The organism is Candidatus Nanopelagicus limnes, from assembly GCF_002287885.2.
GTDB lineage: Bacteria > Actinomycetota > Actinomycetes > Nanopelagicales > Nanopelagicaceae > Nanopelagicus > Nanopelagicus limnae.
In genome coordinates this window covers 549,961-571,869 of record NZ_CP016768.2, presented here as the reverse complement: position 1 = coordinate 571,869, position 21,909 = coordinate 549,961, and the positions used below count along the sequence as shown (strand labels likewise).

Here is a 21,909-nt window from a genome sequence, read left to right as displayed (position 1 = left end):
AACTTACTCGTCTCCTCGTAATTTCTTAAGAGCGATATCCAAAATTTTATTGGCTTCTGCTTCAGTTCTACGTTCTTTTACATAAGCTAAGTGTGTTTTGTAAGGTTCGTTCTTCATTGGCATCGGTGGTTTATTTTTATCCTGACCTGCTGGAAACCCGCATCTTGGACAATCCCATTGAGCAGGAACTTCAACAGTTCCATCTTCTGCAAATGATGGTTTTGTTTCATGACCATTGGCGCACCAATAAGAAACTCGGAAACGAGCAATTGATTCTCCGCGCTCGGCTTCGCCCATTGGGCCTGCACCGACACGACTACCTCGGATCGCGCTACCACCAGCCATGATGACTCCTTATCTTTTCAGTTATTTCAACAATAAACTAAGTGCAATTACGGAAGCAAACCAAATTCCGCCAACAACTATTGTTATTCGATCCAAATTCTTTTCAACTACGGATGAACCTCCATATGTTGAAGAAATTCCGCCGCCGAATAAATCTGATAATCCAGATCCCTTGCCCTTATGTAGCAACACCAAAATGATCATCAAGATGCTTGATAAAACTAAAATAATTGAAAGAGCTAAATTCATTTACTCGCCTTCACGCTAATTCGGATCAACTATCGGGTAAGGATACTATCTTTTTGGCTGTTTGCCGTAATCGACCTATTAAGCCTTATTTAACACCCTGTGGAACTTGGAAATTCTTGCGAACTCTTCTGGATCTAAAGAGGCCCCACCGACCAAAGCTCCGTCAACATCAGATTCCTTCATTATGTCTAAAGTGTTTATCGATTTAACAGATCCTCCATAAAGTATTCGGCAATTATCAGCAATTTCATCACTTCCTATTTTTCTAAGTTCGTTGCGGATTGCTAAACACACCTCTTGCGCATCTTCTGGTGTTGCAGTTTTACCAGTTCCAATTGCCCATACAGGTTCGTAAGCAATTACGATTTTCTTCAGATCCGGTTTATGAAATCCTTTGAGTGCATTGCGAAGTTGCTCTAGTACATGTGAGATGTGGGTCCCTGCTTCTCTAATTGCCAACTCTTCCCCAACACATAAAATAGGTTTAAGTTCATTTGCGAAGGCAGCTTTTATTTTTCTATTTACTAATTGATCATCTTCATGATGGTTCGCTCGACGCTCACTATGTCCAACCAAAACGTAGGTGCAACCTAATTTAGCTAACATGGAGCCAGAGATATCTCCAGTGTGTGCCCCAGAATCAGCTGAAGATATATCTTGAGCGCCATATAGCAACCGCAGGCGATCACCGTCTACTAATGTTTGAACTGAACGTATATCTGTGAATGGTGGAATGACAACTATTTCTACAGCATCGTAATCTTTATCTTCCAGTGAATAGGCTAATTTTTGAGTGACGGCAATGGCCTCAAGATGATTAAGATTCATCTTCCAGTTACCAGCAATTAATGGTTTGCGCATCATTTTCCTAACTTAGGGCGACAAGCCCAGGTAGTTCTTTACCTTCTAGATATTCAAGAGATGCGCCACCACCCGTTGAGATGTATCCGAACTGCTTATCTTCAAATCCTAGTTTACGAACTGCAGCAGCCGAATCTCCCCCGCCGACAACTGAGATGCCGCGCACTTGAGTTAATGATTGGGCCACAATCTTGGTTCCATGAGCAAATTCCGGGAATTCAAAAACTCCCATCGGGCCATTCCAAAATACAGTTTTACACTTGATAATTTCTTTAGCGAAATATTCAGCACTCTGCGGGCCTATATCCAATCCCATTTGATCATTTGGAATCTCATCAGCCGCCACAATTGTTGGCTGTGAGGATGCAGAAAATTCTTTTGCAACGACGATATCAGTAGGAAGAATCAACTTAACGCCAAGTTTCTCTGCTCGATTCAATAGATCCTTTACTGTTGGAATCAAATCAATCTCTACAAGAGATTTACCAATTTGTTTATTCTGAGCTGCTAGAAAAGTAAAGACCATGCCACCGCCGATAGCGATTACATTCACCTTGTTTAGTAAGTTAGAAATTACACCAATTTTATCTGAAACCTTCGCACCACCCAGAACAACACCATAAGGTCGCTCAGGATTCACAGTGAGTTTTTCAAGAACTCCAACCTCCGATGAAATTAAATTTCCTGCAGCATGAGGTAACAATTTTGCCAGCTCATAAACAGATGCATGTTTTCTATGTACTGCTCCGAATCCATCGCCCACATAGACATCGGCATATGTTGATAGTTCCTTTGCTAGCAATAATCGCTCTTGCTCGTCCTTGCTTGTTTCTGCAGAGATGAACCGGATGTTTTCTAGCATGAGAATCTGCCCTGCTTTTAAGGAGTGGGCCCGAGCTATTAACCCAGTTATTTCACCAGAAAATTCGACTTCTTTGTTTAGTAATTCACCTAAGCGTTTTGCAATCGGTGCCAAAGACAATTCTTTAGATGGCTCGCCCTTAGGTCTGCCAAGGTGGGCTACAACAATGATCGAGCAATCAGTATCGAGTAGCTTCTTAACTGTTCTAAGCGAAGCAACAATTCGACCGTCATCAGTTATAACACCATCTTTAATCGGTACATTTAGATCACAGCGCAATAGAACTCTTTTATTTTGCAGGGTGAGATCTGAAAGAGTTTTAATCCCCATCTAAATTATAAAGATTTACCTATGTATTTGATCAGATCAACTAATCGATTGGAATAACCCCATTCGTTGTCATACCAACCAACAACTTTTGCTGTCGTGCCAATTACCTTAGTCAAGCCAGCATCAACGATGCAAGAGCTGGGGTCAGTCACAATATCGGCAGAAACTATTGGATCTTCGGTGTAAGTTAGATAACCCTTCAATGGTCCTTCGCTTGCTTTCTTTAGGGCTGAATTTATCTCGGCGACGGAGACCTCTCTGGCTAATTCAACTGTTAAGTCAGTAGCAGAACCAGTTGGTACTGGTACTCGTAATGCGTAGCCATCTAATTTTCCCTTTAACTCGGGTAAAACTAACGAGATTGCTTTTGCTGCGCCCGTTGATGTGGGAATGATCGAAAGGGCCGCGGCACGAGAGCGTCTAAGATCTTTATGAGGAAAATCAAGAATCACTTGATCATTAGTATAGGCATGAATTGTCGTCATTAATCCACGTACGATTCCGAATTCATCATTTAAAACTTTTGCCATTGGCGCTAAACAATTTGTTGTGCAAGATGCATTCGAAATAATATTGTGCTTTGCTGAATCATATTTTTCATGATTCACGCCCATCACAATCGTGATGTCTTCATCGGTTGCAGGAGCTGAAATAATTACCTTTTTTGCACCAGCTGTTATATGTTTATTTGCATCCGCAGCTTTGGTGAAAATTCCTGTGGATTCAACCACTATATCTACGCCCAATTTCCCCCAAGGAATATTGGCTGGGTCGCGTTCAGCGCTTATAGAAATTGTTTTACCGGCAACAGTGATTGAATTTTCTGTGTGAGTCACTGGATGCTTTAATCTTCCAAGAATCGAGTCATACTTGAGTAAATGTGCCAACGTTGCATTGTCAGTTAAATCATTGATTCCTACAATTTCAAAATCGGCCCCTGATTCTAAAGATGCTCGAAGAAAATTTCTGCCGATTCTTCCAAAGCCATTAACTCCAACTTTAATCATAAGTTTCCTCGCTTGAGATATTAAACATCAAAATGAAATTCACTACTTTGTGAGATAGGTACATCTTACCATTTTGTTAATGAGGCTAATTCAATAAATCAGGGCTAATGCTCGCTTCCGTATCTGGAACGCCCAACTCCCTGGCTCTCTTATCTGCCATCGCAAGCAATCTTCTTATACGTCCTGCAATTGCATCCTTAGTCATCGGTGGTGTCGCTAGCGAACCAAGTTCTTCAAGACTTGCCTGGCCATGATTAACTCTAAGTTCCCCGGCTTCTTTCAAATGCTCTGGAATTTCAGCTCCAAGAATTTCCATTGCCCGCTGAACTCTTGCAGAAGCAGCAACTGCAGCTCTGGCTGACCGACGTAAGTTTGCATCATCAAAATTAGCTAATCTATTCGCGGTTGCGCGAACCTCTCTTCGCATTCTGCGCTCTTCCCAAGCTAATACTGTTTCATGTGCACCAAGCCTTGTTAGAAGTGCTCCGATCGCATCCCCATCACGAATTACAACTCGATCAACACTTCTTACCTCACGCGCTTTGGCAGTTATACCTAATCTTCGTGCCGCGCCAACTAAAGCCAATGCCGCCTCTGGTCCTGGACAAGTAATCTCTAACGCCGATGATCGACCCGGTTCAGTAAGGGAACCATGGGCTAAAAACGCTCCGCGCCATGCAGCTTCAGAATCACAAATTGCCGCTGATACCACTTGCGGTGGCAATCCCCGAATTGGTCGATTATTGGCATCTACTAAACCAGTTTGGCGGGCAAGAGCATCACCATCAGCTAAAACACGAACAATGTAGCGACTTCCTTTGCGAATACCACTAGAAGAAACTACGGATAATTCACTTTCATGACCAAACACTTCTGCAATATCTTTTCTCAATCTACGTGCACTTTGGGCAGTATCTAACTCAACTTCAATAATGATTTTTCCAGCTGCGATGTGTAGCCCACCAGCAAATCTAAGTAAGGCAGAAACTTCTGCTTTGCGGCAACATGGTTTAGTTATCGAGAGTCGACCTAACTCATCTTTAACTGCTTCTGTCATTGCCATTTTTACTCCTTCAAATATTGATGGGGTTATCTAAGCAGGTATTACCCGAAAATGTGGGCGAAAGCGGAAATTAATTTCTCTCTATCATGGTGGAAATTTTGCTTGGCATCTGCTAGGTCGAATGCGACAACTTTGCCACCACATCTGCTAACTAGATCAACGAAGCCAGGTTCTTTACCATCAACTGATTCATCTATTAGTGCTATATCAATTTTAAGGTTTGGAAGATGATCCAATACCAATTGCAGATGCGCTTCAAGTGAAAATCCAGCGAATTCATCTGAAGTTGTTTTATCAGGAAGATTAAAAATCATGATTTTTTTAGCAGTACTTGCCTGGATCTGCTCTGCTTGCTCCGCCAATAAGAAATGTGGCATCACACTTGATAACCATGATCCCGGCCCAATTGTTATCCAATCTGCATCAGCTAAAGCATTTATTACCTGAGGAGTTGCTTTTGGCTTACTTGGTATCAATCTAAGTTCACTTACTCGCCCTGTTGCAGCAGCTACTTGAACCTGGCCTCTTACTGAGATAGTTTTTTGATTATTTGTAAATTTCCCTTCAATGTCCAAAGGTTCAAGAGCCATAGGTAAAACTTTGCCAACAACTTTGAGCAATTGACCCACTCGCTCTAGTCCTTTAACAGGATCATGATCTCGATCCCAAAGTGCGGTTAGCAGTAAATTTCCAACTGCATGATTATCCATCTCACCTGAACTAGTAAAACGATATTGCATAATTTCAGCCCAGCTTCGACCCCAATCATCATCAGCACACAGTGCTGCTAAAGCCATTCGCAAATCACCTGGAGGTAGTGAATTAAATTCCTCACGCAATCTGCCTGAAGATCCACCATTATCAGCAACTGTGACAACTGCCGTTACTTGACTTGTTAAGGTGCGCATTGCTGCCAAGGTTGCAGCTAATCCATGACCACCACCCAAACAAACAACTTTTGGATTTAAACTCATCTAAATTTCTCGACCTAAATCACGATGAATTGCATGAGTTTCAATCTTAAATTTAGCTAGATTTTTGCCCTTAGAAAGTTTGGAAACTAACTCCTCTGTAATCGCTACCGATCTATGTTTACCGCCTGTACAGCCAATGGCTAGCGTGAGGAATTTTCTTCCTTCTGAGATAAATCCTGATGCCATAGTTTCAAATAAAGATTGATACCGCTCCAGAAACTCTTGCACATTTGCACTTTTCAAAACTTCATCGCTTACCGCTTTATCTTTGCCAGTTAGTGGTCGTAATTCTGGAATCCAGTGAGGATTTGCAATGAATCTGCAATCCATCACTAAATCAGCATCGACTGGAATTCCATACTTATAACCGAACGAAAGAATATTTACCCTTAGATCCGATTCTGATTCCTCATGAAAATACTTATTTATCTTCTTTTCTAGCTGATGAATATTGAGCGCAGATGAATCAATGACGATATCGGCTGAATCCCTAACTTCTCGAAGACGTTCGCGCTCTTTAGCAATACCATCAAGAATTCTTTCAGCACCTTGTAGAGGGTGGGGTCTTCTGGTTGATTCAAAGCGGCGGACTAACGCATCATCTGCTGCATCTACAAACAAAATCTTTCTTGATACTCCTTGGTCTGCCAACTCTGCCAAAGATTTTGTTAAATCATCAAAGAATGCGCGACCGCGTACATCGATTACTACTGCAACTTTTTTAACAGAGACGTTGACTAAATCAATTAAATTACCAAGAAGTGCAGGCGGTAAATTATCAACGACATACCAATCAAGGTCTTCTAAAGTATGGGCCACAGTTGATCTACCAGCACCACTCATGCCAGTAATCACTAAAATCTCGGTGTCACCCTTCATGGCAATATCTTGCTACACATGTCAAGCATCTAGAATTTCACCGGTCTGAACATCTACTTTGCTAGATATCGGGCGACTAGCCAGTTGATCATAAATTGATTTGGCCATTTTTTCACCTATTCCGGGCACATTAGCCATCTCCTGCTGGGTGGCAGCTCTTAATGCACTTACTGATCCAAAATGAGTTAGAAGAGATTTTCTGCGAATTTCACCTAATCCTGATATTTCATCGAGTAAAGATTCCAACATTACCTTTGATCTTTTACTCCTATGGAAATTAATCGCAAATCGATGAGCTTCATCCCGCACTTTTTGAAGTAAGTAAAGGGCTTCACTATGTCTTGGAAAAATTATGGGTTCACTGTTGTGAGGTAACCAAACCTCTTCCAACCTTTTAGCTAATCCACAAAGTGCAACATCAGTTATACCTAACTCTGACAGTGCTTTGGCCGCGGCATTGACCTGGCCCTTGCCGCCATCTACAACAACTAATTGAGGTGGGTAGGCAAACTTAGGTCTACTTCCTCCGGCAGCTGTGGCTTCTGAAATATCAATGTCTTTCTCTTCTAAATACCTTTTGAATCTACGAGTAATCACATGATGCATAGCTCTTGTGTCATCAAATTCTGAGTCATCGGAGATGGAAAATCGTCGATAATCACTCTTTTTTGGTTGACCATCTTCGAATACAACCATTGATGCCACCATGCTGGTTCCTTGAATATTCGAAATATCAAAGCATTCAATTCGTAACGGAAGTTCAGCTAATTCAAGTTGTTCTGCAATCTGCGCTAGAGCGCTTCCACTTACTGCTGCGTCATTAGCCCGCTTACTCAGATACTGAATCAAAGCCTGATTAGCGTTGCGTTTAACCATTTGCACTAGATCATATTTTTCACCACGCAATGGCTGAGTAATTGAAACATTCTTGCCGCGTTTGGTGCCCAGCCATTCCTCTAACAATCTTGAATCTGAAGGCAAGTTATCAACAAGTATCTCTGCTGGTGGGTAACTCTCTGCATATATTTTTCCAAGAGTTGCAGAGATTATTGATTCATCTTCCAATAGATTTCCTCGATCAATAATCCAAGATCTAGATCCAGTGATTCGGCCAGCTGTAACAATGAATTGAGATAGAGCGGCATGCGTAATCTCTTCATGAATAGCCAATACATCAGCATCCAATTTTTCATTTAAGAATCTATCTGTCGATTCAAAAGCTTTATTAATAGCCTCTAGTTGATCTCTTAATTTGGCTGCCTTCTCGTACTCTTGCGCCTCTGAAGCCGCTTGCATCTCTTTTTCAACCCTGACCGATATTTCTTCTGGGGATTTCTCCAAAAAAGTAACTAGATTATTAGCTAAAGATTTATGATCCTTCTCGCTAACCCATTCAACGCATGGGGCAGCACACCTTCCGATATCGCCCAGTAGGCACTGGCGTTTATTACGTTTTGCCGATTGAAAATTTGATTCTGTACAGGTCCGTACTGGATAAATCTTTATTAATGTTTCAAATGTGCTTCTTAGCGCCCATGCATGCGAATATGGTCCAAAGTATTTAACACCTGGTATTTTCTTAGAGCGAGAAATGAACAATCTTGGGAATTGTGAATTTGTATCAATAGCTAAGTAAGGATAAGACTTATCATCCTTGAATTGAACGTTAAAATCTGGGCTATATTGTTTTATCCAAGTGAACTCTAACTGCAGGGCTTCAACTTCGGAGTTAACAACTGTCCAATCAACTCGTACAGCAGTTTTTACCATTTTTCGTGTTTTGATTTGTAAATTGTTGCCAAAATAGGAATTAAGCCGGTTTTTTATATTCTTTGCTTTACCAACATAAATAACTTTGTCATCCTTATCGAAAAACCGATAAACACCAGGATCACTCGGGAGGTTAGTTGGGCGATAGCTTTTTGGATCACTCATAAGTTATTTCTTAAGCGCGCTAGCTAGAAACTTTCCGGTATAACTCTTCTGATTTTTAACAATATCTTCCGGACGTCCTTCGGCTACAACCAAGCCACCACCAGAGCCACCTTCTGGCCCAAGATCTATAACCCAATCAGCACATTTAATAACATCTAAATTGTGTTCAATAACAATCACGGTGTTGCCGGTATCAACCAATCGATTTAAAACTAATAGAAGTTTTCGTACATCTTCAAAATGTAAGCCAGTAGTTGGTTCATCAAGCACATAAATGGTGCGACCAGTAGAGCGGCGCTGTAATTCCGTCGCCAGTTTTACTCGCTGAGCTTCACCACCTGAAAGTGTTGGAGCGGACTGGCCTAATCTGACATACCCAAGACCCACATCGCATAAAGTTGTTAGAAACCTAGCTATGGCTGGGACTGATTCAAAGAATTTACTAGCTTCTTCTATAGGCATATCTAAAACTTGCGCAATGGTTTTCCCCTTGTAATGAACTTCTAAGGTTTCACGGTTATACCTTGCGCCATGACAAACTTCGCAAGGAACATAAACATCTGGAAGGAAATTCATCTCGATCGTGATGGTTCCATCACCAGAGCAGTTTTCGCATCGGCCGCCCTTAACATTGAAAGAAAAACGGCCCTGTTGGTAACCCCTAACTTTCGCTTCACTAGTTTCGGCAAATAAGGCTCGTACCTTGTCAAACACACCTGTGTAAGTAGCTGGATTAGATCGAGGTGTTCGTCCAATTGGTGATTGATCTACGTGAACTACTTTATCTAACTGATCAAGTCCATTAATCGTTCTATGGCGGCCCGGAACAATTCTTGCGCCATTTAATTTGTTGGCTAAAACTGAGTACAAAATATCGTTAACGAGGGTGGATTTACCTGACCCACTCACGCCAGTTACCGCAACAAATGCTGCTAATGGGAAGGTGACATCAATATTTTGTAGGTTATTTTCCTTTGCATCCTTGATGGTTAGTGATTTTTTGGGATCTATCTCTCTGCGTTTTTTAGGAATTGCGATCACTGATTTACCTGACAAATAGGCACCAGTTATAGATTCCTTACTTGCAATCAGATCTTCATAACTTCCAGAGGAAACAACTCTGCCACCATGCTCACCAGCTCCTGGACCTATATCTACAATCCAATCTGCTGTTCGTATTGTGTCTTCGTCATGCTCAACAACAATTAGAGTATTTCCCAAGTCTCGTAATTTTGTTAAAGTTTCAATTAATTTGCGGTTATCGCGTTGATGCAATCCAATACTGGGTTCATCAAGTACATATAAAACTCCTGTTAATCCTGAACCTATTTGTGTTGCAAGTCGGATTCGTTGGGCTTCACCGCCAGATAGTGTTGCAGCTGGTCTTGCTAAAGATAAATAATCTAAACCAACATCTAGCAAAAACCCTAAGCGCGCATGTACCTCTTTAAGAACTCGTTCAGCGATCTTTTTCTCACGAGCAGATAGGGAAATATCTTTCAAAAAAACAGCACATTCAGCTATTGAGTACTCACAGATTTGCGCAATATTTTTACCACCTAATGTGACGGCAAGTACTTCAGGTTTCAATCTACTTCCCTTGCAAGCAGGGCAGGGAGTTTCACGCATATAAGCTTCATATTTATCGCGACTGTAGTCACTATCTGTTTCAGCATGACGACGATGTATAAACGGAATAACACCTTCGAACCCTGTTGAATAATTCCTAACACGTCCATAACGATTTTTATATTTCACATGAACTTCATAATCCCAACCATGTAAAACTGCGTCTTTAGCTTTATCAGTAAGTTTCTTCCAAGGTGCATCAAGTGAGAACTTGAGATCTGTGGCCAGGCCTTCTAGCAAACGCATGAAATATTCCATACCAGACCAAGGTGCGATCGCTCCTTCATATATTGAAATTGAATCATCAGGAATTAGAAGTTCCTCATCTACCTCAAGTTTTGTTCCGATTCCTGTGCACTCCGGGCATGCACCAAAAGGAGAATTGAAAGAAAATGAACGGGGCTCTAACTCCTCGAAAGAAATCTCACATTCATGACAAGCCATATGCTCACTAAAAGATTTTTCCTTGTCAGGAGAACCCTTTTTTGCATCCACAAAATCAAGAATCACTAAACCACTTGCAAGTTTTAACGCTGTTTCAACTGAATCAGTGATTCGAGATTTACTTTCAGTTTTTACACTTAAGCGATCAACAACAACCTCAATAGTGTGTTTTTCTTGCTTCTTTAGTTTTGGTACCTCAGCTATTTGGTAGGTAGTGCCATCAACCCTGACGCGAGAATAACCTTGTGTAATAAAGTCTTTGAAAAGATCTAAAAATTCACCTTTTCGGGCACGAATTACTGGAGCTAAAACCTGAAATTTTAAACCTTCTTGCATCTGCAGAATCTGGTCAACAATATTTTGAGGAGTTTGCTTAGCAATCGCTTTACCGCATTTTGGACAGTGCGGTTTACCTGCCCTCGCAAAAAGTAATCTTAAATAATCATAAACTTCAGTAATAGTTCCAACGGTGGATCTAGGGTTTCTATTCGTGGATTTTTGATCAATCGAAACTGCAGGTGATAAGCCTTCAATAAAATCTACATCTGGTTTATCCATTTGCCCCAAGAATTGGCGGGCATAAGCCGAAAGTGATTCCACATATCTACGCTGACCTTCAGCAAATATAGTGTCAAAGGCTAAAGATGATTTTCCGGATCCAGATAACCCTGTGAAAACAATAAGTGAGTTTCGAGGCATATCCAAGGAAACATCTTTCAAGTTGTGTTCTCTGGCACCACGAACTATCAGACGATCGTTCATCAATTACCCGCCTCTTGCATCCCTTTTAACTCCCTCTTCAATTCTCTAATCTCATCTCTTAATCTTGCTGCTAATTCAAAACTCAATTCCGACGCTGCCAATCTCATTTGATCTGTAAGTGATTCAATCAATGCCACCAGTTCTTGGCGTGGCAGGGAATGTGCATTCTTACTATGAACCCCACTAGTAAATCCGATTTTCTTAGTTTTTGCCGCTAAATCATCTGTGTCATCTGCCTCCTTTGCGATCAAATCAGTGATGTCAGCGATTTTCTTGCGCAACGGGGTTGGATCAATCCCGTGCTCTTTGTTGTATGCAACCTGTTTAGCTCGTCGCCTATTGGTTTCATCAATGGCATTAGTCATCGATTTTGTCATGTTGTCGGCATACATATGCACTTCACCTGAAACATTTCGAGCTGCGCGACCAATAGTTTGAATAAGTGATGTTGTAGATCTTAGGAAGCCTTCTTTATCGGCATCTAAAATTGCAACCAGAGATACTTCCGGCAAATCTAATCCTTCTCGCAAAAGATTGATACCAATTAGAACATCATATTCACCAGTTCTTAGTTCTCTTAGCAATTCAACCCTTCTTAAAGTATCAACCTCTGAATGCAAATATCTAACTTTCACACCAAGACCCAACATGTAATCGGTGAGCTCTTCTGACATCTTCTTAGTCAAAGTTGTAACCAATACTCGTTCATTTCGATCGGCGCGTAGTTTGATTTCTTTAATCAAATCATCTATCTGCCCTTTAATTGGTTTTACTACAATTTTCGGATCAACTAATCCAGTAGGACGAATAACTTGTTCAACTACATCATTGCTAGTTTTTTCTAGCTCATATTTTCCAGGAGTAGCAGACAAATAAACCTTCTGCCCACACCTGTCGAGAAATTCAGCAAACTTAAGTGGTCGATTATCCATAGCACTTGGCAATCTAAAACCATGTTCTACTAAGGTTCGCTTTCTGGCGGCATCACCTTCATGCATGGCACCTATTTGCGGAACAGTTACATGAGACTCATCGATCACAACTAAAAAATCCTCAGGGAAATAATCTAAAAGACAGTTAGGTGCCGAGCCTTGCTCTCGTCCATCTAAATGTCTTGAGTAGTTTTCTATTCCAGAACAAAAACCCAGTTGGCGCATCATTTCTATGTCAAAGGTTGTACGCATTTTGATTCTCTGCGCTTCAAGTAACTTCCCAGATCTTTCAAATTCATCTACACGTTTTTCCAGCTCTACTTCGATCTCCCCAATTGCACGTTCCATCGTTTCAGGGCCAGCGGCATAGTGAGTTGCAGGGAAGACATACATTTCAGTTTCATCCCTGACAATTTCTCCAGTTAGGGGGTGAAGAGTCATAATTTTCTCAATTTCATCGCCAAACATTTCAATTCGTAATGCAAGCTCTTCATACATAGGAATTATCTCAATTGTGTCCCCTCGGACGCGAAAGGTTCCCCGTTCAAATGCCATATCGTTTCGTTTATATTGAATGTCCACAAATTTACGTAAGAGTGTATTTCGATCAATTGAATCCCCTATTTTCAACTTAACCATACGATCTATATATTCTTGAGGTGTTCCTAATCCATAGATACAAGAAACTGTGGCAACTACGATCACATCTCGTCTAGTAAGTAATGAATTTGTTGCTGAGTGCCTTAAACGTTCAACTTCATCATTGACAGATGAGTCTTTTTCAATAAATGTGTCAGTTTGAGGAACGTATGCCTCTGGCTGGTAGTAGTCATAGTATGAAACGAAATATTCAACAGCATTATTGGGAAGTAGTTCCTTAAACTCATTCGCTAATTGCGCTGCTAAAGTTTTATTTGGCGCAATTACAAGAGTGGGCCTTTGTACTTGTTCGATCATCCACGCTGTTGTTGCTGACTTGCCTGTGCCCGTTGCTCCAAGTAAAACTATGTCTTGCTCTTTCTTGGCCAACCGAGCAACTAATTCAGCGATAGCAGCTGGTTGATCTCCAGCAGGAACATAATCGCTAATAACCTGAAAAGGCTCCACCCGACGGGTTAAGTCTGAGATCGGCCTCATGATTTATTCTTATTTTTTACTTGCAGAAGCTCCCAGACTTTCTCTACATCAGACAACAGATCAGCCTGCGAATTATCATTTCGTATTATCGAATCCGATATTTTTTCCCGCTGCGCATCATTAGATTGGGCCTGTAGTCGCTGCTGTATTTGAGTCAAATTCATCCCACGTTTTAGTAACCGTTCAATTCTTACAGCTTCTGAGGCTGAAACAGTAATAACATGATCAAATTTATAATTATGGTTTGATTCAACGAGTAATGGAATCTGATTAACCACAATAGAGTCACCTTTAGCAGATTCAACAATTTTTGCAAATGCTTTTCTGATCAATGGATGAGTTATCTGCTCTAACTGCTTACGTTTGGCTGGATCTTTGAATACTAGATCAGCTAAAGCCGCTCTATTTAAATCACCATTCTTAAGAACTTCATCGCCAAATGCTGCAATTATTTGATCAAATCCAGTTGTTCCACGTTCTACAACATCTCGAGCAAGTTGATCTGAGTCGGTAACTATTGCACCTAAATCCCCAAATATTTGGCCCACGGTAGATTTTCCAGAACCGATTCCCCCGGTTAACGCAACGATTAACATAAGTTAAACCTTACACAATCAAAAAATGGCCCCAGTTTCCTGAGGCCATAGTTAATAATCGGTTACTCGGCAGCAGGAGCGGCAGCATCAGCTGCTTTTGCCTCTGCCTTTTGCTTCTTGTGAGCCATAAAGCGAGACTGGGCTTCTGCGTATTGACGCTCCCACTCTTCGCGCTGACTTTCATATCCTGGTTTCCACTCTTGAGTTTCAGGATCAAAACCTTCTGGATAAATAAATTTGCCTTCTGCATCGTAACGAGCTGGCATTCCATATTGAGTTGGATCGAATGCTTCGACCTCAACCTCTTGTCCTTCATTTGCTTGCTTTAATGAAAGTGAAATACGGCGACGCTCAAGATCAATATCAATGATCTTTACAAACAACTTATCTCCAACTTGAACTACCTGCTCTGGAATTTCAACATGGCGTTCTGCTAACTCAGAGATGTGTACTAATCCTTCAATACCTTCAAAAACTTTAATGAAAGCACCGAATGGGACTAACTTAGTTACTTCACCTGGCACAACTTGATTAATTGTGTGAGTACGAGCAAATGCTTGCCATGGATCTTCTTGAGTTGCCTTAAGAGATAGTGAAACTCTTTCTCTTTCAAAATCAACCTCAAGTACTTCAACTGTAACTTCATCGCCAACTTCTACTACCTCAGATGGATGATCAATGTGTTTCCATGAAAGCTCTGATACGTGAACCAAGCCATCAACGCCACCAAGATCAACAAATGCACCAAAGTTAACGATTGAAGAAATAACTCCAGATCGAACCTGACCCTTTTGTAGTTGGTTTAAAAAAGTTGTTCTTGAAGCAGATTGAGATTGCTCAAGGAATGCTCTGCGAGATAAAACCACATTGTTGCGATTCTTATCTAATTCGATAATTCGACATTCAACCTGTTGTCCGATGTAAGGAGTCAGATCTCGAACTCTTCGCATTTCAACCAAAGATGCCGGTAAGAATCCGCGAAGTCCAATATCAACTATTAGTCCGCCCTTAACTACTTCAATAACTGTTCCAGTTACAACTTCATCACGCTCTTTCTTTCCTTCAACATCTCCCCATGCCTGCTCATACTGCGCACGTTTTTTGGAAAGGATTAAACGTCCTTCTTTGTCTTCTTTTTGAAGAACTAGAGCTTCAACACGGTCACCAACTTTAACTAACTCACTCGGATCAACATCATGTCGAATTGATAATTCACGAGATGGAATAACACCTTCGGTTTTGTAACCAATATCTAATAAAACTTCTTCACGATCGATTTGAACAACGATTCCAGAGACTAAGTCTCCGTCATTAAAATTCTTAATTGTGCCTTCTATAGCGGCTAAAAAATCTTCGGCAGATCCAATATCGTTTACAGCAATTTGAGAGGGGGTCATTAGATAGGTGTACTCCGGGGGTAAATCAACTAGTAGGGACAGGGACGGGCAAGGTTACTTTCGAATAGACGGTAGGGTCAAACTGGCGATGACTAGGATGAGGCAATGAGTAGGTATTCCAAGGTTTTGAGTAATAAATCCGGTCAATATCTGCTTATTAGTTCTTTCCCGGCTCGAATGGCCTACGGAATGATCTCGCTGAGTATCTTTTTCAAAGTACAACAAAGCACTGGTTCAATCGGTATCGCAGGACTTGCAACGGGTGTAAATGGCATAACCGGAGCTACAACAGCAGGTTTGCGAGGCACATTGATAGATAAATTCGGAATGAAAATTCCATTAAGAGTTTTTGCCCCGAGCTATGCAGTTTTAATCCTTTTGTTTTCAACCGGCAATTCAAGCACCCAATTAGTAGTTTTTGCAGGAGTTTTGGGTTTCTCGGCTCCCCCAATAAATTTATCTATTCGTCCACTTTGGAAAGTAACAGTTCCCAAAGATCAAATTAGAACTGCGTACGCAATCGATACTGCAGTCATGAACTCAGTTGGCGTTTTTGGACCATTGGTTGCAACAACTGTTGCGCTTAATTACTCTCCAGAGCTATCTTTACAAATTTGTTCAGCTCTTATTTTCATTGGCGGAGCGGCTCTCTCCCTTTCACCACAATTAAAGCGATGGGCCCCTGAAAAGAAAACCTCCAAAGATCTAGCAGTCTGGCGAACACCAGCTATGCAATTACTAATGCTAGAAGGTGTATTTATCGGCTTAGGATGGGGAGCATTTGATATTGCAGTTCCGGCCTTTACGACTTTGGAAAATATCCCACATCGAACTGGAATCCTTTTTGCAATTATGGCAGCCGGAAATGTTATTGGCGGACTGATAGCGGGCATGGTCTCCAAGAAAACTTCATCTTTTACCGCTTTTAAGCGGATCTATCTTTTTTGGTTTATCTTTTCATTGCCTCTGGCCTTTACATATCCAGATTGGTCAATGATGATCGTAACCGCAGCTATGAGTTTAATGGCGGGTGGTTTGCAAGTATTTTACTTAGAGATTAGTGAAGCTGTTAGACCAAAAGGAACAGCGGTAGCCGCTTTAGGATGGCTATGGACTGTAGAAGGAACATTTGCCTCCTTAGGCACTGCTCTTGGCGGATTTATCTCAGAACACTACTCACCTAGATATTGCTTAGCGTTAACAACAATTTGTGTGGGAATTGGATACTTAATTATGCGTGGTGGGGCTGGGTTGCTTAAGGCAGCTGACCGTATTCCAACCGAAGAAGAAGATACTGAAGCACTGGAAGCGAATTTAGATACTAATAAATAATAAATTAATGTGCTGCTAAATCCCAGCTTTTACCCACTCCAATGTTTACATCCAGTGGGACTTTAAGTTCATAAGCGCTAGACATTTGCTCTTTAACGATCTTTGAAAGTATTTCGTGTTCACCTGGTGAAACTTCTAAAATCAATTCATCATGGACTTGTAGCAATAATCGAGATTTGAGATTTTCTGATCTGATTTTAGAGTCCACTTTTAGCATTGCAATCTTTATGATGTCTGCAGCTGAACCTTGAATCGGTGCATTTAGTGCCGCCCGTTCTGCAATTTCCCGGCGTTGCCTATTTTCATGATTTAGATCAGGCAAGTACCTTCTTCTACCTAAAATTGTTTGGGTATAACCAAGTTCACGCGCCTGTTCAACAACTATCTTTAAGTAATCCCTTATTCCACCAAATCTTTCAAAATACTTGCCCATTAATTCACTTGCTGAAGCAGGATCAATATCTAGCTGCTGAGCCAGACCAAATGAGGACAATCCATATGCCAAGCCATAAGACATAGCTTTAATAGTTCTTCGCATTTCAGCATCTACTTCATTCTTTTTAACGCCAAATACCTGGGATGCCACAGTCGAATGCAAGTCTTCGCCAGATTCAAAAGCAGAAATCAATCCTTTATCATCAGATAAATGAGCCATTATTCGCATTTCAATTTGACTGTAATCAGCGGTCATCAAATCTTGGTAAGGACTTTGAGCGGTAAAACAATCTCTTATTTTTCGCCCTTCCTCGGTTCTAATCGGGATGTTCTGCAAATTTGGATCCGTAGATGACAATCTTCCAGTTGCTGCAACAGTTTGCTGAAAATTAGTGTGAATTCTGCCATCGGGTTCAACTGCACTGATCAAACCATCAATAGTGGTCATCAATTTGCTGGTTTCACGAATTCTTAGTAAATGCTTGAGCAAAGGATGCTTAGTTTTTCCCGCAAGCCACTCCAAACTCTCAGCATCAGTTGTGAACCCCGTTTTAATTTTCTTAGTTTTAGGTAGTTTTAATTCATCAAATAGGACAACCTGCAATTGTTTTGGTGAACTCACATTGAATTCATGTCCTGCCTCTTTATGCGCCATCGCGGTTTCATCCGCAACAATTTTTGTAAAATGAGCGGACAGTTGATTCAACTTGCCTTGGTCAACGGCTATACCGATCTCTTCAATTTGGGACAGCAAAAGCAAAGTAGGTTGCTCTAAATCCTCATACAAACTGATCATGCCTTTAGATTTAACTTCACTACTTAACTCTTTTTGTAATTCAAATATCCAAGCCGCCTGCTTAGGATCAAATTGCGAGAAAAGATCCTCTGAATTGGCTACTTTACCCAAAATCCTTTCAGCAAGGTCACTTAAATTTAAATTTCTGCTTCCAGGGTTGCACAAATAAGCCAATAACTCGATATCGGATTGCACTCCAGATAGTCCCAAGTTTTTTAAAGCCACTTTTGCTGAATGAACATACTTTGCTAGTTGAGGTTTAGAAATCCACTCTCCAATTTTGCTGCCTTGCACATAGTAAACTTCAGTATTACTTGTTGCCACCGAGTAACCCAGTAAAGTTTCATCTTCGTAATCAAAAGCGATTGCTATGGGCTTCGTGTGTTTATCAAGTAATTTACTTATTTCCTCAGCGCTAATCTCTGAAACCTTTATTGATACTTCTTTCGTCACAGCACCACCTGCCTGTGGCAGTGATTTAAGTCTTTCCTTTAAAGCTCGAATCTCCATTTTTTCGAAGAAGTTACTCATTAAATTTGAATCAAATCCCAACCAGCCAAGATCTTCAATTTGAACTTTTAAATCTAAATCATCTAGCAACTGCGTAAGTTCACGATTTAACTTAATTGCTTCAACATTAGCTCGAAGCGAATCTCCTACTTTGCCAGTTATCTCTTGGGCATTAGCAAGTAATTTCTCTAAATTTCCATAATCAGAAATCCATTTTGTTGCAGTTTTTTCACCAACACCTGGTACTGATGGCAAATTATCACTTGGGTCTCCCCGCAGTGCGGCAAAATCTGGGTACTGCGCAGGTGTTAGTCCATATTTTTCTAACACAGCGTCAGGCGTCATTCTTGACATCTCAGTCACCCCCTTTTTGGGGTAAAGAACAGTTGTATTTGAATTTACAAGCTGAAATGAATCTCTATCTCCTGTACAAATTAGAACCTGATAACCATTTTTTTCAGCTGATTTTGCAAAGGTGGCGATGATGTCGTCGGCTTCATAACCTTCCATTTCGAAATGTTTTATACCGAAACAATCAATCATTTCATTAACAAATGACATCTGGGATCGAAATTCATCAGGAGTAGAAGCACGATTTGCTTTGTACTCAGGAAATAGTTCGGTTCTAAATGTCTTCCTAGAAACATCAAAAGCAACTGCAATATGTGAAGGTTTTTCTTCTTTAATGAGATTTATCAACATTGAAGCGAACCCATATATTGCATTAGTGGGTTGACCACTTGAGGTTTTAAAGTTTTCTGCCGGTAAAGCGTAAAAAGCTCGATAAGCCATGGAATGGCCATCTATTAGCAATAAACGCTTCTGATCCGTACTCATATTGGGATTCTAATTGCCATCTCAGGTTAAACTTGATCATATGACGGACTATTTGGAGTTGATTCGCCAACGAGGATCTGGCGCCCTAGATAAGAAGATGGGCATAGAAATAATCGAGGCCTCACCAAGCAGATTAGTTGGAACCATGCCTGTTGATGGGAACACCCAACCAATTGGATTGCTCCATGGGGGTGCAAATGTAGTTCTTGCAGAAAGTTTAGGTTCAATTGGCACGCAACTTCATGCTGGTGCAAATCGCAGAATTGTTGGGGTTGATATAAATGCCACGCATCATAAATCAGCAACTTCAGGAATCGTGACTGCGGTTGCCACCGCTGTAACTCTTGGCAAAACTCTATGTTGTTACGAAGTGGAAATTACAAATGACAAGGGTGAGCGAACTTGTAGTGCACGCATCACTTGTTTAATACTGGCCGAGCGATAACTATCTATCTGGGGCTGACTCTGGCGAGATAACTGCTTGAGCAACCTGTTTCATAGAAATACGGCGATCCATCGCAGTTTTTTGAATCCAACTAAAGCTTTCAGGCTCAGATAAACCCATAGCTTTCATTAATATCCCTTTTGCCCGATCAATTATTTTGCGGGTCTCTAATCTTTCATACAAATCTGCAACCTCATCCTCCAAACTTTTCATTTGGCGGTGCCTACTAATTGCAATTTCGATTGCTGGCACTAAATCACCAATAGAAAAAGGCTTAACTACATAAGCCATAACACCAGCATCTCGTGCGCGTTCAACTAGTTCTCGCTGACTAAAAGCTGTCAGCATGAGCACTGGCGCCAAAGCAATAATCTGTTCGGCAGCAGTAATTCCATCCATCTCTGGCATTTTCACATCTAAAATTGCTAAATCAGGTTTGAATTTCTTAGCTAACTCAATCGCTACTGCTCCATTTTCAGCTTGCGCTACTACTTCATAACCAGACTCAGTAAGCATCTCAACAAGATCTAGTCGGATGATGGTTTCATCTTCGGCAACTAGAATTCGTATTTTTTTATTCTCTGTGTTCATGTGCCTCGAGTCGGATTCGAACCGACACTATACGGTTTTTGAGACCGTCCTCTCTACCGTTGGAGTACCGAGGCGAATTACCGTAGTTTATAGTGGATATCTTTTAATACTAAATTACTTGCGATAAGCAGGCGCAACGCCACCAACTGCGTCACCAATCTTATGAACTCTCATAGCATTTATTGATCCAGGTATACCTGGCGGGGAACCAGCAACAATTAAAACTAGATCACCAAGGTTTACTCGCTTGGAGTTAATCAAAATAGAATCAACCTGCATCACCATTTCATCTGTGTGGTTGACTACTGGCGTTAACAAAGATTCAACACCCCAAGACAGTGCAAGTCGATTAAATGTTCCAGTATCTGGCGTTAAGGCCAACATTGGAATCGGAGAACGAAGCCTGGACATACGTCTTGCTGAATCTCCACTTTGTGTGAAAGCAACTAAAAATTTTGCTCCAACAGTAAGGCCAACCTCAGTAGCAGCTTTAGTAATGGCTCCGCCTTTTGTAGCCGGTGAGTGCTTTAAAGGTGGAATTTGATCTAAAGCAATCTCTTCAGTGCGTTCAATGATTCGGGCCATTATCTTGACAGATTCAATTGGAAATTCACCAACACTAGTTTCACCCGAGAGCATTAATGCATCTGCACCATCCAAAACTGCATTAGCGCAATCTGTTGCTTCAGCCCGGGTTGGTTGAGAGTTACTAATCATCGAATCAAGCATTTGAGTTGCAACTATCACCGGCTTGGCAGATTCTCGAGCCATTGTTATGCAACGTTTTTGAACCATCGGAACATCTTCAATTGGGAGTTCCACTCCTAGATCACCACGAGCAACCATAATTCCATCAAATGCATCCACAATCTCCTGCAGGTTTGCAACTGCTTGTGGTTTCTCAATCTTTGCAATTACTGGAATTCGAATTCCAACCTCATCCATAATCTTATGGACATCCTTAACATCACTTGCGTTTCTTACAAATGACAAAGCAATGAAGTCAGCCCCTGCTTTTAAGCCCCATCTTAAATCTGCAACATCTTTCTCTGACATGGCAGGTACTGAAACTGCAACTCCAGGTAAATTCAATCCCTTATTGTTACTCACAGCTCCAGGTTGAATTACCTTGGTTACTACATCATTTCCATTTACTTCAGAAACTTCAACAGTTACTTTGCCATCATCAATCATTATCTTGTCACCAATTTTGCAATCACCAGGTAAACCTTTATACGTCGTACTCACTCGGTCTTTTGTGCCTTCAATGTCTTCAGTGGTGATAGTGAATTTATCGCCTCTGACTAAATCATGTGGACCATTTTTGAATCTTCCCAACCTTATTTTTGGTCCCTGTAAATCAACCAAAATTGCAACCGCTTTATTCGCCTTCTTTGCTACTTCACGAACATTATTTAATCTCATTTGATGTTCCTCATGCCCGCCATGTGACAGGTTTAATCTGGCCATATTCATACCAGCATCTATTAACTCAGTGATCTTTTCAATCGATTCAACTGCTGGTCCGATGGTGCAGACAATTTTCGCGCGACGCATAAGA

The 21,909-nt window shown here is 41.1% G+C and carries 18 protein-coding genes and 1 tRNA gene; 2 read left to right on the top strand and 17 right to left on the bottom strand.

Features of this window, described 5'->3' with window-relative positions; genetic code table 11:
* Nucleotides 1-3: 3 nt before the first annotated feature.
* From B1s21122_RS02855 to rpsA, 13 genes are all read right to left on the bottom strand, one after another.
* Nucleotides 4-345 carry an RNA polymerase-binding protein RbpA gene (locus B1s21122_RS02855; RefSeq protein ID WP_095680732.1) on the bottom strand — a complete coding sequence of 114 codons (342 nt, stop codon included), beginning with the start codon at nucleotides 343-345 and terminating at the stop codon, nucleotides 4-6.
* Between the two features lie 21 nt (nucleotides 346-366).
* Nucleotides 367-594, bottom strand: coding sequence for a preprotein translocase subunit SecG (secG, locus tag B1s21122_RS02850; protein WP_095680733.1), 228 nt, complete (start codon nucleotides 592-594; stop codon nucleotides 367-369).
* 78 nt (nucleotides 595-672) lie between these two features.
* Nucleotides 673-1,455, bottom strand: a complete 783-nt coding sequence (gene tpiA, locus B1s21122_RS02845; RefSeq protein WP_095681242.1) for a triose-phosphate isomerase — start codon at nucleotides 1,453-1,455, stop codon at nucleotides 673-675.
* Nucleotides 1,456-1,462: 7 nt separating this feature from the next.
* On the bottom strand, nucleotides 1,463-2,647 hold the full coding sequence (locus B1s21122_RS02840; RefSeq protein WP_095680734.1) for a phosphoglycerate kinase: 1,185 nt from the start codon (nucleotides 2,645-2,647) through the stop codon (nucleotides 1,463-1,465).
* A 5-nt stretch (nucleotides 2,648-2,652) separates the two neighbouring features.
* Nucleotides 2,653-3,654, bottom strand: coding sequence for a type I glyceraldehyde-3-phosphate dehydrogenase (gene gap / locus B1s21122_RS02835; RefSeq protein ID WP_095680735.1), 1,002 nt, complete (start codon nucleotides 3,652-3,654; stop codon nucleotides 2,653-2,655).
* An 85-nt stretch (nucleotides 3,655-3,739) separates the two neighbouring features.
* Nucleotides 3,740-4,717 (bottom strand): DNA-binding protein WhiA, encoded by a 978-nt coding sequence (gene whiA, locus B1s21122_RS02830; protein ID WP_095680736.1) that lies wholly within the window; start codon nucleotides 4,715-4,717, stop codon nucleotides 3,740-3,742.
* A 41-nt stretch (nucleotides 4,718-4,758) separates the two neighbouring features.
* Complete coding sequence (locus B1s21122_RS02825) at nucleotides 4,759-5,691, bottom strand: gluconeogenesis factor YvcK family protein (RefSeq protein WP_095680737.1); 933 nt, start codon at nucleotides 5,689-5,691, stop codon at nucleotides 4,759-4,761.
* The gene (rapZ, locus tag B1s21122_RS02820) at nucleotides 5,692-6,570 is read right to left on the bottom strand and encodes an RNase adapter RapZ (protein WP_095680738.1); all 879 of its coding nucleotides are present in this window, start codon (nucleotides 6,568-6,570) and stop codon (nucleotides 5,692-5,694) included.
* 21 nt (nucleotides 6,571-6,591) lie between these two features.
* On the bottom strand, nucleotides 6,592-8,505 hold the full coding sequence (uvrC, locus tag B1s21122_RS02815) for an excinuclease ABC subunit UvrC (RefSeq protein ID WP_095680739.1): 1,914 nt from the start codon (nucleotides 8,503-8,505) through the stop codon (nucleotides 6,592-6,594).
* A 3-nt stretch (nucleotides 8,506-8,508) separates the two neighbouring features.
* The gene (uvrA, locus tag B1s21122_RS02810; protein ID WP_095680740.1) at nucleotides 8,509-11,340 is read right to left on the bottom strand and encodes an excinuclease ABC subunit UvrA; all 2,832 of its coding nucleotides are present in this window, start codon (nucleotides 11,338-11,340) and stop codon (nucleotides 8,509-8,511) included.
* A complete protein-coding gene (gene uvrB / locus B1s21122_RS02805; RefSeq protein ID WP_095680741.1) occupies nucleotides 11,340-13,409 on the bottom strand; it encodes an excinuclease ABC subunit UvrB in 2,070 nt (689 codons plus the stop codon). The genes uvrA and uvrB overlap by 1 nt, the downstream gene beginning before the upstream one ends.
* Nucleotides 13,406-14,005, bottom strand: coding sequence for a dephospho-CoA kinase (gene coaE / locus B1s21122_RS02800; RefSeq protein ID WP_095680742.1), 600 nt, complete (start codon nucleotides 14,003-14,005; stop codon nucleotides 13,406-13,408). Before coaE ends, uvrB begins: the two co-directional genes overlap by 4 nt.
* Before the next feature lie 62 nt (nucleotides 14,006-14,067).
* On the bottom strand, nucleotides 14,068-15,402 hold the full coding sequence (gene rpsA, locus B1s21122_RS02795) for a 30S ribosomal protein S1 (RefSeq protein WP_095680743.1): 1,335 nt from the start codon (nucleotides 15,400-15,402) through the stop codon (nucleotides 14,068-14,070).
* Nucleotides 15,403-15,507: 105 nt separating this feature from the next.
* Between rpsA and B1s21122_RS02790 the strand changes: the two genes are divergently transcribed.
* Nucleotides 15,508-16,734: an MFS transporter gene (locus B1s21122_RS02790; RefSeq protein WP_095680744.1), complete on the top strand. Its 1,227-nt coding sequence runs from the start codon at nucleotides 15,508-15,510 to the stop codon at nucleotides 16,732-16,734.
* A gap of 4 nt (nucleotides 16,735-16,738) precedes the next feature.
* Here B1s21122_RS02790 and polA read toward each other — a convergent pair whose 3' ends face one another.
* The gene (gene polA, locus B1s21122_RS02785) at nucleotides 16,739-19,312 is read right to left on the bottom strand and encodes a DNA polymerase I (RefSeq protein ID WP_095680745.1); all 2,574 of its coding nucleotides are present in this window, start codon (nucleotides 19,310-19,312) and stop codon (nucleotides 16,739-16,741) included.
* 40 nt (nucleotides 19,313-19,352) lie between these two features.
* Here polA and B1s21122_RS02780 point away from each other — a divergent pair, with 40 nt between their 5' ends.
* Nucleotides 19,353-19,757 (top strand): PaaI family thioesterase, encoded by a 405-nt coding sequence (locus B1s21122_RS02780; RefSeq protein WP_095681243.1) that lies wholly within the window; start codon nucleotides 19,353-19,355, stop codon nucleotides 19,755-19,757.
* Here B1s21122_RS02780 and B1s21122_RS02775 read toward each other — a convergent pair whose 3' ends face one another.
* From B1s21122_RS02775 to pyk, 3 genes are all read right to left on the bottom strand, one after another.
* Nucleotides 19,758-20,348 carry an ANTAR domain-containing response regulator gene (locus tag B1s21122_RS02775; protein ID WP_095680746.1) on the bottom strand — a complete coding sequence of 197 codons (591 nt, stop codon included), beginning with the start codon at nucleotides 20,346-20,348 and terminating at the stop codon, nucleotides 19,758-19,760. It abuts the gene before it with no gap.
* Between the two features lies 1 nt (nucleotide 20,349).
* Nucleotides 20,350-20,422, bottom strand: a tRNA-Leu gene (locus tag B1s21122_RS02770).
* A 40-nt stretch (nucleotides 20,423-20,462) separates the two neighbouring features.
* The gene (gene pyk / locus B1s21122_RS02765) at nucleotides 20,463-21,905 is read right to left on the bottom strand and encodes a pyruvate kinase (RefSeq protein ID WP_095680747.1); all 1,443 of its coding nucleotides are present in this window, start codon (nucleotides 21,903-21,905) and stop codon (nucleotides 20,463-20,465) included.
* Nucleotides 21,906-21,909 lie beyond the last annotated feature (4 nt).